Below are 13,499 nucleotides of genomic sequence, written 5' to 3'. Positions count from 1 at the left end.
GCGTGTCGGTACGGGCATTGTTGCGCTCTCTAATCGGTTCACTTGCCTTTGATGACAAGCGAGTGCCGAAAAAGGGACAGGCGTAGCGCAATTTTTTTCAGCCCGGTACGCCTACATCCACGCCAACGCTTTGCGCGGCAACATCTACCCACTGCGCATTCACCAATGCGGCCAACCGCTCAGGCTCGATGCGCACCGCAGCGTTCGGTGCACCACCGGCTGGGTAGACCATGGAAAAATCCTTGAGCGACACATCGCAATACACCTGTAGCGGGCGGCACAAGCCAAACGGGCAGGCACTGCCAACAGAATGACCGGTCTGCCACTGGAACATGAGCCCATTGCCGTTGGCAAGCGCGCCGCCGAGCGATCAGTGCACGGCGCGGGTCACCAGGTAACTGAGCAGTTCGGGTTCGTCATCCAGTTCGATCGTACGTACCGGCCGTGGCAGGTTATCCAGAACCGCGCGCCAGAAGGCCTGGGCGGTTTCATCCTGATCATAGAAGCGCACCAGCCAGTCGAACTCCTCGCTCATCAGCACCTGGCTGGCAATGGCACGGCCTATGCCCTTGCGCCGGTAGCGCTTGAGGATGAACAGATCGGCCAATTCCAGGGCATTGAGCGCTGCAAATTCGCTGCGCTCTACCAACAGGAAGCCGGCGATAAAACCATCGACCAGAATCAGGTTGGCGCTCCACTGAGGGTCTTGCCAGTAGCGTGCAAGATGCTCCTCGTGAATGTAGAAACGGCCGTCCACCTCCACGTCCTCCTGCTCCCAATCCGAGGACTCGTAGGCATAGAACTGGTACAGGTTGCGGATCAGCTCGGCTTGTTCCGGGCCGGTTTGCAGCAGCTCGACGGTAAAGGGATTCGAAGGCATGGGTATCTCGGTCAGTAAACAATTAGCGCATTTTCAGCGGGCGCTATTGTTTACAAAACCGCTGGGCAATACCAGCACCCGTAGGCGCGAGCATGCCCCGCGAAGGTCAATAGCGATCTATATCCGCGCCAACGCCTGAGCCAGGTCTGCGCGCAGGTCTTCAACATCCTCCACCCCCACCGACAGACGAATCAGCGCATCACCAATACCGATCTGCGCCCGGGTCTGCGCCGGGATGCTGGCATGGGTCATGATCGCCGGGTGTTCGATCAGGCTTTCCACCCCGCCGAGGCTTTCCGCTAAGGCGAAAATATTCACACTTTCAAGAAAGCGCCTGGCCCCGGCCAGATCACTGTTGAGGTCCAATGAGATCATCCCGCCAAAGCCATGCATCTGCCGCCGCGCCAGACCATGCTGGGGGTGCGAGACCAACCCTGGATAATAAACCCGCGCCACCTGTGGCTGGCGCTCCAGCCAGTGCGCCAGCTCCAGGGCATTGCTGCAGTGGCGCTCCATGCGCAAGGCCAGGGTCTTCACCCCGCGCAAGGTGAGAAAGGCATCGAACGGCCCGGCAATGGCGCCCACCGCGTTCTGCAAAAAACCCAGGCGTTCGGCCAGCTCAGGGTTTCCCGCCACGGCGATTCCGCCGATCACGTCGGAGTGGCCGTTGAGGTATTTGGTGGTCGAGTGCACGACAATGTCGAAACCCAGTTCCAGGGGGCGCTGGACCCAAGGGCTGGCAAAGGTATTGTCGGCCACACAGAGAATCCCGCGCTGGCGGCAAATGTCGGCCACGGCCAGCAGATCGGTGAGGCTGAGCAGAGGATTGCTGGGCGTCTCGACCCAGACCATTTGCGTGTCCTCTTCCAGGGCCGCCTCGAAAGCCTCCAGGTCGGTCAGATCGACAAAACTGAAACGGTGCCCGGCACTACGCCGACGCACCCGCTCGAACAGGCGAAAGGTACCGCCATAAAGGTCATTGCCAGAGACTACGTGGGCACCGGCATCGAGCAGTTCCAGCACATTGGCGATGGTTGCCAGCCCCGAGGCAAAGGCGAAGGCCTGGGTGCCGCCCTCCAGATCCGCCACACAGCGCTCCAGCGCCCAGCGCGTGGGGTTGTGCGAGCGCCCGTAGTCCAGGCCTTTATGCACCCCGGGGCTTTGTTGGGCATAGGTCGAATTGGCGTAAATCGGCGGCATCAAGGCGCCCGTGGAAGGGTCTGGAGATTGCCCGGCATGGATCACGCGGGTGGCGAAGCCGAGTGAGGCGTTGCTTTCATCGTGCTGACTCATGGCAAGGACCTGCGCAAGTGGTTGAGCATGTCGACACGGGTAATCAGGCCATGAAAGCCCGAAGCATCGGCGATAATCGCCACCAGCCCACGGTCGAGTTCCGCTTGCAGTGTAGCCAGACTGGCACTGGGCGGCAGGGTTTGCAGTGTGTCGGTCATGGCGCTGGCCACCGGCAGGCTGAAGTGCGTAGGGTCGGCATGCATGCCCAGTAAAATATCCGACTCGTCGATCACCCCGACCAGGCGCTGGCCATTTTCAAGCACCGGCAGTTGCGAGACATCGGCCAGGCGCATGCGCTGGAAAGCGGTCAGCAAGGTATCGCCGGGACCTACGCTGATCACCCGGCCATCTTCGAAGCGTCGGGCGATGAGGTCGCGCAAGTCGCCGTAATGCTTGAACTGCAGCAGGCCCTGGTCGGTCATCCACTGGTCGTTGTAGACCTTGGACAAATAACGGGTACCGGTGTCGCAGACAAAACTCACCACCCGCTTGGGTTCGGTCTGTTCACGGCAGTAACGTAACGCGGCGGCAAGCAATGTTCCAGTCGAGGACCCACCGAGGATGCCTTCGGCGCGCAGCAACTGACGGGCATGTTCGAAGCTTTCTTCATCGCTGATCGAATAGGCCTGGCGCACGCTGGAGAGGTCGGCTATCGACGGCACGAAGTCTTCACCTATGCCCTCCACTGCCCATGTTCCGGGAGTGCAGAGCGTACCGCTGCGGCTGTACTCGGCCATCACCGAGCCGACTGGATCAGCCAGCACCATACTCAAGTCCGGCTGCACCCGGCGAAAGAACCGGGTCAAGCCTGTGAGGGTGCCAGCCGAACCGACGCCTACCACAATGGCATCGAGGTCATGGTGCATCTGCGCCCAGATCTCCGGTGCAGTGCTGCACTCGTGTGCCAACGGGTTGGCCGGGTTGTTGAATTGATCGGCGAAGAACGCCTCGGGAATCTCCGTGGTCAAGCGCGCGGCAACATCCTGGTAGTACTCTGGGTGGCCCTTGCCGACATCGGAACGGGTAATATGCACCTCGGCGCCCATGGCCTTGAGGTGCAGAACCTTCTCGGTAGACATCTTGTCGGGTACCACCAGCACTACCCGATAACCCTTGGCCCGGCCGACCAGGGCCAGGCCAAGGCCGGTGTTGCCAGCAGTCGCTTCGACGATGGTGCCACCGGGACGCAATCGGCCATCGCGCTCGGCCGCATCGATCATGGCCAAGCCGATGCGGTCCTTGATCGAACCGCCCGGGTTCTGTGATTCGAGCTTAAGGAACAAGGTACACGGACCGGTATCGAATCGACTGACCCGTACCATCGGTGTGTTACCGATCAGTTCGAGTACCGCCGGGCGGGAGTCATTGGCCATGGGTCACCTCGCAGCTGGAATGGTCAGCGGCTGAGCCGCCACCTGTACCGGTCGGCTCACTCGCCCTTGCAATACCTCGTTTCGACCATAGGCGCGCTTGCTGCACGCCGCAACCGCCCACAGCCAATCGGTAGGCGCAATTTTTCTCCATCGCCACGCTGAGCAAATTGTCGGGAAACAAATAAGGCAAACTGCTGGCCCCTTGCTGCTGTGTTCGTTGGCAAACTTGCTTTCCTTTCAATAGCTTAGGTTGCCACTATGCGGGCTTATGGATTAACCCTTGCAGCGCTTTTCCTTGCCACGTTCTCCCTGGGTGCCCAGGCCAAGGCGCTGGCCAAGAATGATCGTTATGTGTGTAATTGGGGATCGGATATAGCCGCGGGCGCGCAGCAATCGAAGCTATCAGGCGTAACCTTGTACTCGGCGCGCAAGCGCCTTCAGGTGCGCAAATTTCCCAAGCCGTGGATGCGCATGACCGCCATGGGTATCACCGAACAGACCTACAACAGCCAGTCACGGCTCAAGCCCGCCGCCATCAAGCAGACCTACTATGAACAGTGTGTTCACCACGCGGTGGCACAGCGCTGAACGCTGGGCCCAGGTAGGGTGCCGGGCCCATCGACTTTGGCCCATCGGCGCATCAATAGCGCTTCAGGGCACCCCGAAAATTGATCGTGCCGCTGCGCTGCGTGTGTTCAATTCATCGCCGGGCGTGAGCGGCAGCATCGATGCAGTGACCAATGCGTGAGCCTGCCCTCCTTCAACGGCAGGCAGGCTTGGCTTGCGCCAGGCGCGTCAGTTAGCCAGCAAACAACTCGGCCATGCGCTTGAGCTTTTTCTTGTACTGCTGGCGGGCTGCCAAGGCATCGTCCAGTGACACTTCACGAAAGCGCGCCTTCTGATTGGGTTGCATCTGCCCGACCAGGTCCAGGTCCGCGCTGATCACCGTGCCGATCATGGCGTAACCGCCACCAGACACCGCGTCACGGTGCAGGATGATCGGTTCGAGCCCCGCCGGCACCTGGATCGAGCCGATGGGGTAACAGCTGTCGACGATATTGGAAGGGTCCGACCCTGCCCCGAAAGGTTGTTCGCGGGCCTGAAAACTCAGGGCGCTGCCACCCTTGAAGCGATAGCCGATACGGTCAGCTTCCGAGCCAACCGTCCACGGCTCGGCGAAGAAGCTCGCCGCGGCAGCAGGTTGCAGGCGGTCGTAGTACAGCCCCGGCACCACCCGCAGTTCAACCTCACCGCCCAATGACTGGCGCAAGGCCATAGGCAGGCTGGCGCCAACCTTGCCCTTGCCGCTTGGAGCGCCTACCGGCAGTTCGTCTCCCGCTACCAGGCGTCGGCCGTTGAAACCACCCAGGCCGCCGAGGGTATAGGTGGAACGGCTGCCCAGCACTACAGGTACATCGATACCGCCTGCCACCGCCAGATACAGTCGCGCACCGACCTTGGGGTAGCTCAAGCGCAACACTTGACCGGCACGCACCTCAAAGGCGGTGTCCGGTGGCACCTGCACCTCGTCCAAAAGCGCAGCCATGTACGCGCCGCTGAAGGCCACCAGGGCATCTTCGCTAAATTGCAGTTCCGGGCCGAGCAACGTGCACTCCAGCGCCGCGGCGCCAGGCTCGTTGCCTACCAGCAGGTTGGCAGCCCGCAGGGCATACTGATCGAGCGCGCCGGAAGGCGGAATGCCCAGGTGGTAGTAGCCTTCACGGCCTAGATCCTGGACAGAGGTGGCCAGGCCAGGTTTGAGTACCTTGATCATGCCAGCACCTCCTGCAACGACTTGGGATAGTTGACCGGGTCAGCGAGAAACGCATCCAGGGAAAACTCGACCGGCCGGATCCGCAGATCGAAAGTGCCTGCGTCCACCTCCGCCACGGCCTGGTCATAGGCCTGGCGATCAATCGGTTTGAACTGGACGATGTCACCCGGACGGAAGAACACCATGTGCTCCTTGAGATATTCCAGGGTTTGCTGCGGGTCATAGATCGGCGCCGGGGTGACACCAAACATCTGGTACCCACCGGCACCGCGTACCGAATAGATACAACCGAAGCAACCGCCATGCCCCAGGGTCAGCTTTGGCGTGTCGGTGCGTGGGCGCAGGTATTTGGGCACTTGGAGTTGACGCTCGCGTTCGACCATCTGGAACATGAACGGCAGGCCTGCAACGAAACCCACCATCGACACGAACCACGGCGCGCCACTGTGCGCGGCGACAAAGGCATCAACATCGGCCAGGCCGTTGATGCGAGCGGCGTACTCAAGATCGGTGGCGCTTGGGTCCTGGTGGCGATCGCGAAAACGCATCAGGGTTTCATGGGTCCAGGGGTCGTTGTACAGCACCGGAATCTCGATGATCCGGGTCTGCAGGGTACGCTCGGCTACCGCCTTGACCTCAACGGTTTTAACCACGTCCAACAGCGTCTGCGGGTCGATCCGGTCCGGGTCGAAGCGGATCTGGAAAGAAGCGTTGGCCAGGCAAATATCCAGCACACCCTCAAGGTCGAGTTTCTCCAGCGCACGGGTAATGGCCATGCCGACAAAGAATGCTTCCAGCGACATGCTTTCGCTGACCTCGGCGAACAGATGTTCGTCGGCACCAAAACTGTAGCGAATCGGACGGTTCATGACGCATCTCCACAGCGATGCCGGGCCGGATCGGCCAGCCAGGTTTCCAGGGTGCCGGTATTGAATTGGGCGGTGATCAGCCAGGGCTGCTCCAGCAGTTGCCTATGCAGTGCCAGGGTGTTGGCCATGCCGGTCAACGTGGTTTGCGCCAAGGCCGTGCGTGCCCGCTGCAGCGCCTGGGTACGATCATTGCCATGGACAATGACTTTAGCCAGTAGCGAATCGTAGTACGCCGGCACTTTGTAGCCGCTGAACAGGTGACTGTCGACGCGAACGCCCTCCCCTTGGGGCCAGTGCAACGTCTCTACCTGACCAGGGCTGGGGAAGAAATCGCGCGTGGGGTCTTCGGCATTGACACGCATTTCTATGGCCGCGCCACGCAGAACAATATCGCTTTGCTGCAGGCCCAATGGTTCACCCGAGGCAATGCGCAACATGGCCTGAACCAGATCGATGCCAGTGATCATTTCGCTGATCGGATGCTCGACCTGAATGCGGGTGTTCATCTCAATGAAGAAGAACTCGCCGCTGACATCGTCATACAGGTATTCAAGGGTGCCCGCCCCTCGATAGTTCAGGGCCTGGGCCAGTTTTACCGCGCTGGCGCACAGAGCCTCGCGCTGCACGGTGCTGAGGACGGGCGACGGCGCTTCTTCGAAGATTTTCTGTCGGCGCCGCTGCAATGAACACTCACGCTCGAACAGGTGCACGGCGTGTTTGCCATCGCCCAACACTTGCACTTCTATATGCCGGGCCTGGCGAATGAATCGCTCCAGGTAAACACCGCCATTGCCGAATGCAGCCTGCGCTTCACCTCGTGCCTTGGCAAACTCGTGCTCGAACTCGGCCAGGTCGCGGGCCAGGCGAATACCGCGTCCGCCACCACCGGCACTGGCCTTGATCAACAGCGGGAAGCCAACCTGAGCGGCAGCCTCTCGTGCGCTTGGCAGATCATGCAGCTCGCCTTCTGATCCGGGCACTACCGGTACCCCAGCCAGCATTGCCGTTCGGCGCGCAACCGCCTTGTCGCCCATCTGGCGAATCGTTTGCGCCTCGGGGCCGACGAATATTGCACCACACGCTTGCACAGCTTGGGCAAAGTCGGCGTTCTCCGACAGGAAGCCATAGCCTGGGTGTACGGCATTCGCGCCGCTGGCCTTGAGGGCCGAGAGCACCGCCTCGGTGTTCAAGTAGCTACGGTCAGCGCGTGCCGGGCCCAGTACCTGAACCTCATCGGCCAGTTGCGCTGCCATCGAGTCGACATCGGCTTCGCTGCAGGCTGCCACGGTCGGTATTCCCAGCGCCTTGGCGGCGCGGATGATACGCACGGCGATCTCGCCACGGTTGGCCACCAGCAGTTTGGTAATTGCATGAGTCATAAGGCCCCCTTACTCAACCTGAAGGGTGGCAATGACCTGGCCGGGCTCGACCGGATCGCCGTCTTCTACCTGGAAGTCGACAAGCCTGCCGCTGACGCCGGCAGTCAGTTCGGAAAACTGCTTCATCACCTCGATCAAGCCAATGACGATATCGGCATCGACACGGGCACCGGGCTCGACAAAGCAAGGCGACTCGGGGGTGGCTTTACGATAAAACGTCCCTGGGAGAGGGGTGACTACGCATTGCTCGGCCATGACTGTTCCTTTTGAAATAGTTGTAGAAAGGCAGGCTAGAAAAATCAGCAGGGGCATGCGCTGGAGCGCAGCGCCCAGGTATCAACGACTCATGGGGTTGCCACGCGAATTCCTGCAGCGTCGAGCGCCGCCCGCGTGGCCTGGACCAACGCCAAGGCTCCGGGGGTATCGCTGTGCAGGCAAATGGAGTCGAATTCAATGGCCAGGTCCTGGCCCTCCACCGTCATCACTTTGCCCTGCTGGCAGGCGCGCACCACGCGGGCTGCAACCTCCTCGGGATCGAGTGCCCGAACCTTGCGGGTGAAAACAATCGAACCGCTCAGGTCGTAGTCACGGTCGGCGTAGAACTCACGCACGGTTGGCTGACCCAGTTCCTGGGCCACGCGCCAGGTAGCCGAATTGGGCATGCAATACAACATCAGCGCCGGGTCCAACTGATGCAGGGTCTGGACAAAAAGCCGTGCGGCTTCCTCATCGCGGGCCAGGTGCATGTACAGCGCACCATGAGGCTTGATGTGCTGCAGGTTCATGCCCTGAATGCGCGCCAGTTCCCGCAGGGCACCGAGCTGATAAAAGATGTCGTCGACCAGTTCCTGTGCCGGGGCATTGATGTGCCGGCGGCCAAATCCGACCAGGTCCCGAAAACCTGGATGCGCACCGACCGCCACCTGGAGTTGCTTGGCCTGCTCCAGCGTGCGCCGCATGGTGCCGGGATCGCCGGCATGGAAGCCGGTGGCGATGTTGGCAGAGCTGATAAAGGCCATCAGCTCGCTGTCCACGCCATCACCGATGGTCCATGGGCCAAAGCTTTCGCCCATGTCCGAATTGAAATCGACTGCGTGCATCAAGGGTGCTCCCGTTCATTCGCTTGATGCTCGAACAGTAGAATTCCGCTTGCCCCTTGGGAAGATCTATTATCAGATGGTGGGTATTCTGAAAAACAGATACCTCAAGGTGCTGCATGTCCCTCACATTGCGACAAGTTCGCTATTTCGTCGCCACTGCTGAGATCGGCCAGATTTCACAGGCGGCGCTTCACCTGAACATCTCCCAGTCGGCGGTAACCACCGCAATCAAAGAGCTCGAAGCCCTGCTTGGGGTGGCCTTATTCCTGCGCTCGGCACAAGGCATGAACCTGACTGACGCAGGCCGGCACTTTCTCAACCGTGCCTACGTGATTCAGCGCAGCGTCGAGGATGCCCTCAACAGCCCCCTGCCCGACTACCGCGCCAGTGGCCTGCTGCGTGTCGCCGCCAGCTACACGGTGATTGGCTACTTTCTCCCCCATCACCTGCAGCGCCTGGGGCATTGGCATCCGGATGTGACCATCGAAGTTCACGAACAGGAACGCCAGGCCATTGAACTGGGCTTGCTCGAACATCGCTATGACATGGCCGTGGTGCTTACCGCTAACCTCACCCACCCAGACATTGTCTCCGAAACACTGTTCAACTCGGAGCGCCGCCTGTGGCTCCCTGCCCACCACCCATTGTGCCAGCGCACCGCCGTGAGCCTGGCGGATGTCGCCCGCGAGCCGTACATCCTGCTGACGGTCGACGAGGCCGAGCAAAGTGCCATGCGCTACTGGGAAAATGCCCGCCAGCAGCCGTCGGTAAGGGTGCGTACAAGCTCGGTAGAGGCCGTGCGCAGCATGGTCGCCAATGGCAGTGGTGTCGCGATTCTCTCGGACCTGGTGCATCGCCCCTGGTCGCTCGAAGGTAAACGCATCGAGACCGTGGGCCTGAGCGACCCGGTGACCCCGATGAGTGTCGGCCTGGCCTGGCACCGTGAGCGCACATTCACACCAGCCATGCAGGCGGTGCGTGCCTACTTCCACGAAGCCTTCCTGACCCCGCAACAATCGCTGATGCGCAGATAGGCCCGCGTGCCTTCACATTGGACAAGCGCTCAAAGCCCACCATACTGTTTTTTCACTGCAAGCCAGCTTGCAGGCAGCACCCAGGATTGATCAGCGCACTTCAGCGCAATAAGGAGTTCCCATGGCAGGATGGTTTGAGTTGGGCACCAGCAGCGACGGTCAATACCGTTTTGTGCTCAAGGCAGGTAATGGCGAGACGATTCTTACCAGCGAGTTGTACAAGGCCAAGGCGTCCGCCGAAAGCGGCATTGCCTCGGTCCAGGCCAACAGTGGTACGGATGAACGCTACGAGAAGAAAGAAGCCAGCAATGGCAAATTTCACTTTAACCTCAAAGCAGCCAACCACCAGATCATCGGCAGCAGCCAGATGTATGCCAGCGCGCAATCACGCGATGCCGGCATTGCGTCGGTGAAAACCAACGGCAGCAGCAAGACCATCAAGGACAACACTTAACCCAAGGCTTTGCAGGTGTGTGCCGGGCGCTGTAGGGAAACTGCGCCCAGCCACCCTGAGCCTCCAGCCTGCTTTACTGGAATTTGCCTTTGCGCAAGCCCGAGCCTATAGTCGCGGTCGGCGTCTTCCACGCCACCGTCCGCGGAAAGGGCAGCGCCCAGGACAGTACACCAGGAATTCTACTTACGACTCCCGGCCTGATAGCGGACAAGGCTCGCACAAGGAGTTCGTATGCCTGCTCGACTGTCTTCACCGTCCCAGGATGGACGCATCAATCTGGAACAACAGCGCAAGCGCGCCAAAGAGCTGCTCCAACGGCTACGCACAGGCACCGCGCCTGAGCATCTGGCGCAACTGGGTTCACGTTCATCGGCACCGCGCCTGGCCGATGCACAATGGTTAATTGCCCGTGACCTGGGGTTCAGCAGTTGGCCCAAGCTCAAGGCCCACATCGACGCCATCGATTTCGCCGCACGCAACCCGCAATTCGTCGCCGACGATGAGGCCCGCACACAGCACTGGCGCTGCGGCAACGACATCCAGCACAGTTTGAATCTGGCTGGTTTTACCGGCTCGTTTCACATGTTCACCGACCCTTTATGCATGGGCCCGGTTCGTGACCTGCCCCTTGAGCAATACCAGGCCATGCGCATCGACTACATCAGCAAGGCCTACGCCCTCGAGCGCACGTTTGTGCAGCGCAAGATGCTCGATGAGTACGGTCAACTGCCGTTACTTGAGGATTGCCCGCGGGCGGTGCTCTGGTGCGAAGCGGATGCCTACGACCAACTGTTCCTGATACGCCTGCTTGCCAGCCTGGAACGCATGCCCCAGCGCCTGGAACTGATCCAGATCGACCATATGCCTGGTGTGCAACGATTCATCGGCATCGGCCAACTGGCGCCGGATGTACTCGCCTGGTTGTGGCCACAACGTCAAACCATCACCCAACCCATGCTGCAACTGGCCCGACACGCCTGGACGGCCTATTGCGCGCCCTCGCCAGAAACATGGGCGCAATTGGCACACCGCCGCGACCTGTGCCTGCCCCTGCTTGCCCCGGCACTGCTGCGACAACTGCAGGAATTGCCGGGATTGCACGATGGCTTGTCGCTGACTGAACGGTTGTCGTTGCAGATCATCAGCGAACAGGGTGAAGTGACGTTTGCCCGCGTGTTTGCCGAACTGATGGGCAAACGAGAGCCATTGCCGTACCTGGGCGACATGATGTTCCATGCGACGTTACGGCCCCTGATAGATGCACCGACAGCGTTAATCAGCGAAACACAGACAGACCTGGAGTGGACGCGGCGACCGCTGCGCTTGACCGCCCTGGGTGAACGAGTGCTGGCAGGTGACGCCAACTGGCTTGATCAACACGCCCCCGAGCGTTGGGTAGGCGGCGTACGACTGCTGGCCGGACAAGGACATTGGGCCCTGGACAAAGAATTATGGCCAGTATGGCGCCCATAACCGGCGCCACCCTGCCTGCTTCCGACCTGCTCTTGACCTGCTCTTGATCTTGATCTTGATCTACCCGCCCCGTTAACCAGAAGGGCCGAGCGAAGGTGTTGCGAAAGGGCTAGCGCGTAGCGCCTTCGGCGAATGCCGAAGTTGCGAATCGTAGTGTTGCTTGCAACACGTAGATCGCAATGCCCTGTAGCGACACCGTAGCGAGGGGACCCGAAGCGCAGCGTAGGGCCCCTGGTGGGGCAAGCCCTTTGCTTACTTTGGGGCGACTGCCAAAGTAAGGCGCCGTAAGGGCGCAAAGGTGATTCAGCGCCACCCTAGCAAACGGATAAGCACTCAATTAGCTCAAGCCGAGGCTTGCCGAGCCACCAAAGTTACCCAGTAGCGACTTCGCGTTTGCACAGTCAACGGCAAACTCGCCGCCAACAAATCAAGAATCCGATCGGTATCACCGAGCTGAAAAGTACCAGTGACACTCAACGACTCCAGCGCCGGCTCCCAGCGCAAAACTCCCGGACGATAACGGGCCACTTCACGCAAAAACTGCCCCAGCGGCTGCTTCTCGACACTCACCACACCATCGCGCCAATCAGGCAGATGCGGATCGAAGCGACCCATGGCGCCACTACCATCGGCGTACAACGTCAATTGATCACCGTATTGCAGCGTCAAAGCCATACCCTCTTGCGGTCGTACCTGCACTGCACCCTGCACAACCGAAATACGACAACTTTCCGCATCGCGGCGCACACAGACCTGTGCCTGCCCCGTCGCGACGCGCCCAAGGCCAAAATCCACGTTGATGGCCTGCGCGCGACTGACGCTCAAGGCAATCTCACCTTCGATCAAACTCAGTCGATGCTGCGCCATGTCCAGATCCACAGCAGTGTCCGTATTTAACTGCAGCATGCTGCCATCAACCAGGCGCACACCCCGACGCTCGCCGACGGCAGTACGCAAATCCGCTCGCCACGCTGCAAAAGGCAATTGTTGGCTGAGCACCCAGCCAGCTGGCAGCACCACCGCCAAGGCCAGGCCCCGCTTGAGCAAGGTGCGACGATTGCTCTGCGGGCGGTCCAGGCTTGCCATCGCCAACGCTTGCGGCACTGCCTGAAAGCGCTGGCGCAAGCCCTCGGCGCGCTGCCACACCTGCTCATGACGGGGATCGGCTGCACGCCAATGATCAAGCCGCTGCAGATCGTCGGCACTTGCCCTTCCTGAATCGAGCAACGCCAGCCAACCGGCCGCGACCCGAGCCAGTTGCCGCGCCTCGGGGCTACTGGTGCGATTCATAGCTCAGCCAACAGGCAGTGCTCATAGGCTTGAGCCATGTAGCGCTTGACCGTACGTTCGCTGACCTGCAGACGCTCGGCAATCTGCGCATAGCCCAACCCTTCAAGTTGCGACCAGAGAAATGCCCGACGCACCGGCAGGGCCAAACCGTCGAGTACTTCGTCCAGTGCCTGCAGGGTTTCCAGCAACAACCAACGCTGCTCTGGTGACGGTATCAGCGCTTCGGGCAAGTGGGCCAGGGCTTCAAGATAGGCGTGCTCAAGACTGCGGCGCTTGTAGAAATTGACCAGCAGGCGCTTGCCCACCGTCAGCAGATAGGCCCTCGGTTCGCGCAGCTCTTCGAGCACCTGTGGGCTGGCCAGCACCCGCAGAAAGGTATCCTGGCTCAAGTCGGCCGCATCCCAGCGATTGTCCAGGCGCCGGTGCAACCAGCTCTCCAGCCAACTACGGTGATCTCGATAAAGACTGTGCAGCGTCTGCTCGGAAAGGACCACCGCTTCGCTCATCTAAAAAGCACCTGCAAGGGAAAGGAATCAAATGAGATTGATTCTAATTAAATACCCTGGCACAAGCCAAGTGC

Annotated in this window: 14 protein-coding genes and 1 pseudogene; 4 read left to right on the top strand and 11 right to left on the bottom strand. The window is 60.5% G+C overall.

What is annotated here, in order from left to right; all coding sequences use genetic code 11:
• Nucleotides 1-97 precede the first annotated feature (97 nt).
• The 4 genes and pseudogenes from H8F21_RS05070 to H8F21_RS05055 form a co-directional block, all read right to left on the bottom strand.
• A pseudogene (locus H8F21_RS05070) lies at nucleotides 98-319 on the bottom strand (YbaK/EbsC family protein); the annotation flags it as partial.
• Nucleotides 320-370: 51 nt separating this feature from the next.
• Nucleotides 371-880, bottom strand: coding sequence for a GNAT family N-acetyltransferase (locus tag H8F21_RS05065; RefSeq protein ID WP_203584106.1), 510 nt, complete (start codon nucleotides 878-880; stop codon nucleotides 371-373).
• 117 nt (nucleotides 881-997) lie between these two features.
• Complete coding sequence (locus H8F21_RS05060; RefSeq protein ID WP_203584105.1) at nucleotides 998-2,173, bottom strand: trans-sulfuration enzyme family protein; 1,176 nt, start codon at nucleotides 2,171-2,173, stop codon at nucleotides 998-1,000.
• The gene (locus H8F21_RS05055; protein WP_203584104.1) at nucleotides 2,170-3,546 is read right to left on the bottom strand and encodes a pyridoxal-phosphate dependent enzyme; all 1,377 of its coding nucleotides are present in this window, start codon (nucleotides 3,544-3,546) and stop codon (nucleotides 2,170-2,172) included. Before H8F21_RS05055 ends, H8F21_RS05060 begins: the two co-directional genes overlap by 4 nt.
• 258 nt (nucleotides 3,547-3,804) lie before the next feature.
• On the opposite strand from H8F21_RS05055, the gene H8F21_RS05050 reads away from it, so the two are divergent.
• The gene (locus tag H8F21_RS05050; protein ID WP_203479980.1) at nucleotides 3,805-4,134 is read left to right on the top strand and encodes a hypothetical protein; all 330 of its coding nucleotides are present in this window, start codon (nucleotides 3,805-3,807) and stop codon (nucleotides 4,132-4,134) included.
• A 211-nt stretch (nucleotides 4,135-4,345) separates the two neighbouring features.
• On the opposite strand, the gene H8F21_RS05045 is transcribed toward H8F21_RS05050, so the two are convergent.
• The 5 genes from H8F21_RS05045 to H8F21_RS05025 all read right to left on the bottom strand — a co-directional run bounded on the left by H8F21_RS05045 (nucleotide 4,346) and on the right by H8F21_RS05025 (nucleotide 8,668).
• Nucleotides 4,346-5,320 (bottom strand): 5-oxoprolinase subunit C family protein, encoded by a 975-nt coding sequence (locus tag H8F21_RS05045; RefSeq protein ID WP_136476776.1) that lies wholly within the window; start codon nucleotides 5,318-5,320, stop codon nucleotides 4,346-4,348.
• Nucleotides 5,317-6,189, bottom strand: a complete 873-nt coding sequence (locus H8F21_RS05040; protein WP_203479981.1) for a 5-oxoprolinase subunit B family protein — start codon at nucleotides 6,187-6,189, stop codon at nucleotides 5,317-5,319. Before H8F21_RS05040 ends, H8F21_RS05045 begins: the two co-directional genes overlap by 4 nt.
• Nucleotides 6,186-7,568, bottom strand: a complete 1,383-nt coding sequence (locus H8F21_RS05035) for an acetyl-CoA carboxylase biotin carboxylase subunit (RefSeq protein WP_203584103.1) — start codon at nucleotides 7,566-7,568, stop codon at nucleotides 6,186-6,188. The genes H8F21_RS05040 and H8F21_RS05035 overlap by 4 nt, the downstream gene beginning before the upstream one ends.
• Before the next feature lie 9 nt (nucleotides 7,569-7,577).
• Nucleotides 7,578-7,823: an acetyl-CoA carboxylase gene (locus tag H8F21_RS05030; protein WP_203584102.1), complete on the bottom strand. Its 246-nt coding sequence runs from the start codon at nucleotides 7,821-7,823 to the stop codon at nucleotides 7,578-7,580.
• Nucleotides 7,824-7,912: 89 nt separating this feature from the next.
• Nucleotides 7,913-8,668: a 5-oxoprolinase subunit PxpA gene (locus tag H8F21_RS05025; RefSeq protein ID WP_136476780.1), complete on the bottom strand. Its 756-nt coding sequence runs from the start codon at nucleotides 8,666-8,668 to the stop codon at nucleotides 7,913-7,915.
• A 116-nt stretch (nucleotides 8,669-8,784) separates the two neighbouring features.
• Here H8F21_RS05025 and H8F21_RS05020 point away from each other — a divergent pair, with 116 nt between their 5' ends.
• From H8F21_RS05020 to H8F21_RS05010, 3 genes are all read left to right on the top strand, one after another.
• Entirely contained in the window at nucleotides 8,785-9,702 is a 918-nt protein-coding gene (locus H8F21_RS05020) for a LysR family transcriptional regulator (protein ID WP_203584101.1), read from the top strand.
• Nucleotides 9,703-9,823: 121 nt separating this feature from the next.
• Nucleotides 9,824-10,156, top strand: coding sequence for a YegP family protein (locus tag H8F21_RS05015; protein WP_136476782.1), 333 nt, complete (start codon nucleotides 9,824-9,826; stop codon nucleotides 10,154-10,156).
• 231 nt (nucleotides 10,157-10,387) lie between these two features.
• Nucleotides 10,388-11,629, top strand: a complete 1,242-nt coding sequence (locus H8F21_RS05010; protein WP_203584100.1) for a DUF1835 domain-containing protein — start codon at nucleotides 10,388-10,390, stop codon at nucleotides 11,627-11,629.
• A gap of 342 nt (nucleotides 11,630-11,971) precedes the next feature.
• Here H8F21_RS05010 and H8F21_RS05005 read toward each other — a convergent pair whose 3' ends face one another.
• Together H8F21_RS05005 and H8F21_RS05000 are read right to left on the bottom strand one after the other, a co-directional pair.
• Entirely contained in the window at nucleotides 11,972-12,919 is a 948-nt protein-coding gene (locus H8F21_RS05005) for a FecR domain-containing protein (RefSeq protein ID WP_203584099.1), read from the bottom strand.
• Complete coding sequence (locus tag H8F21_RS05000) at nucleotides 12,916-13,425, bottom strand: sigma-70 family RNA polymerase sigma factor (RefSeq protein ID WP_203541600.1); 510 nt, start codon at nucleotides 13,423-13,425, stop codon at nucleotides 12,916-12,918. The genes H8F21_RS05005 and H8F21_RS05000 overlap by 4 nt, the downstream gene beginning before the upstream one ends.
• Between the last annotated feature and the right edge of the window lie 74 nt (nucleotides 13,426-13,499).

The sequence above is a fragment of the Pseudomonas arcuscaelestis genome, from assembly GCF_016881005.1.
Lineage (GTDB): Bacteria > Pseudomonadota > Gammaproteobacteria > Pseudomonadales > Pseudomonadaceae > Aquipseudomonas > Aquipseudomonas arcuscaelestis.
The sequence above is the reverse complement of the archived record's forward strand: the minus strand, read 5'-3'. Positions and strand labels throughout refer to the sequence as shown.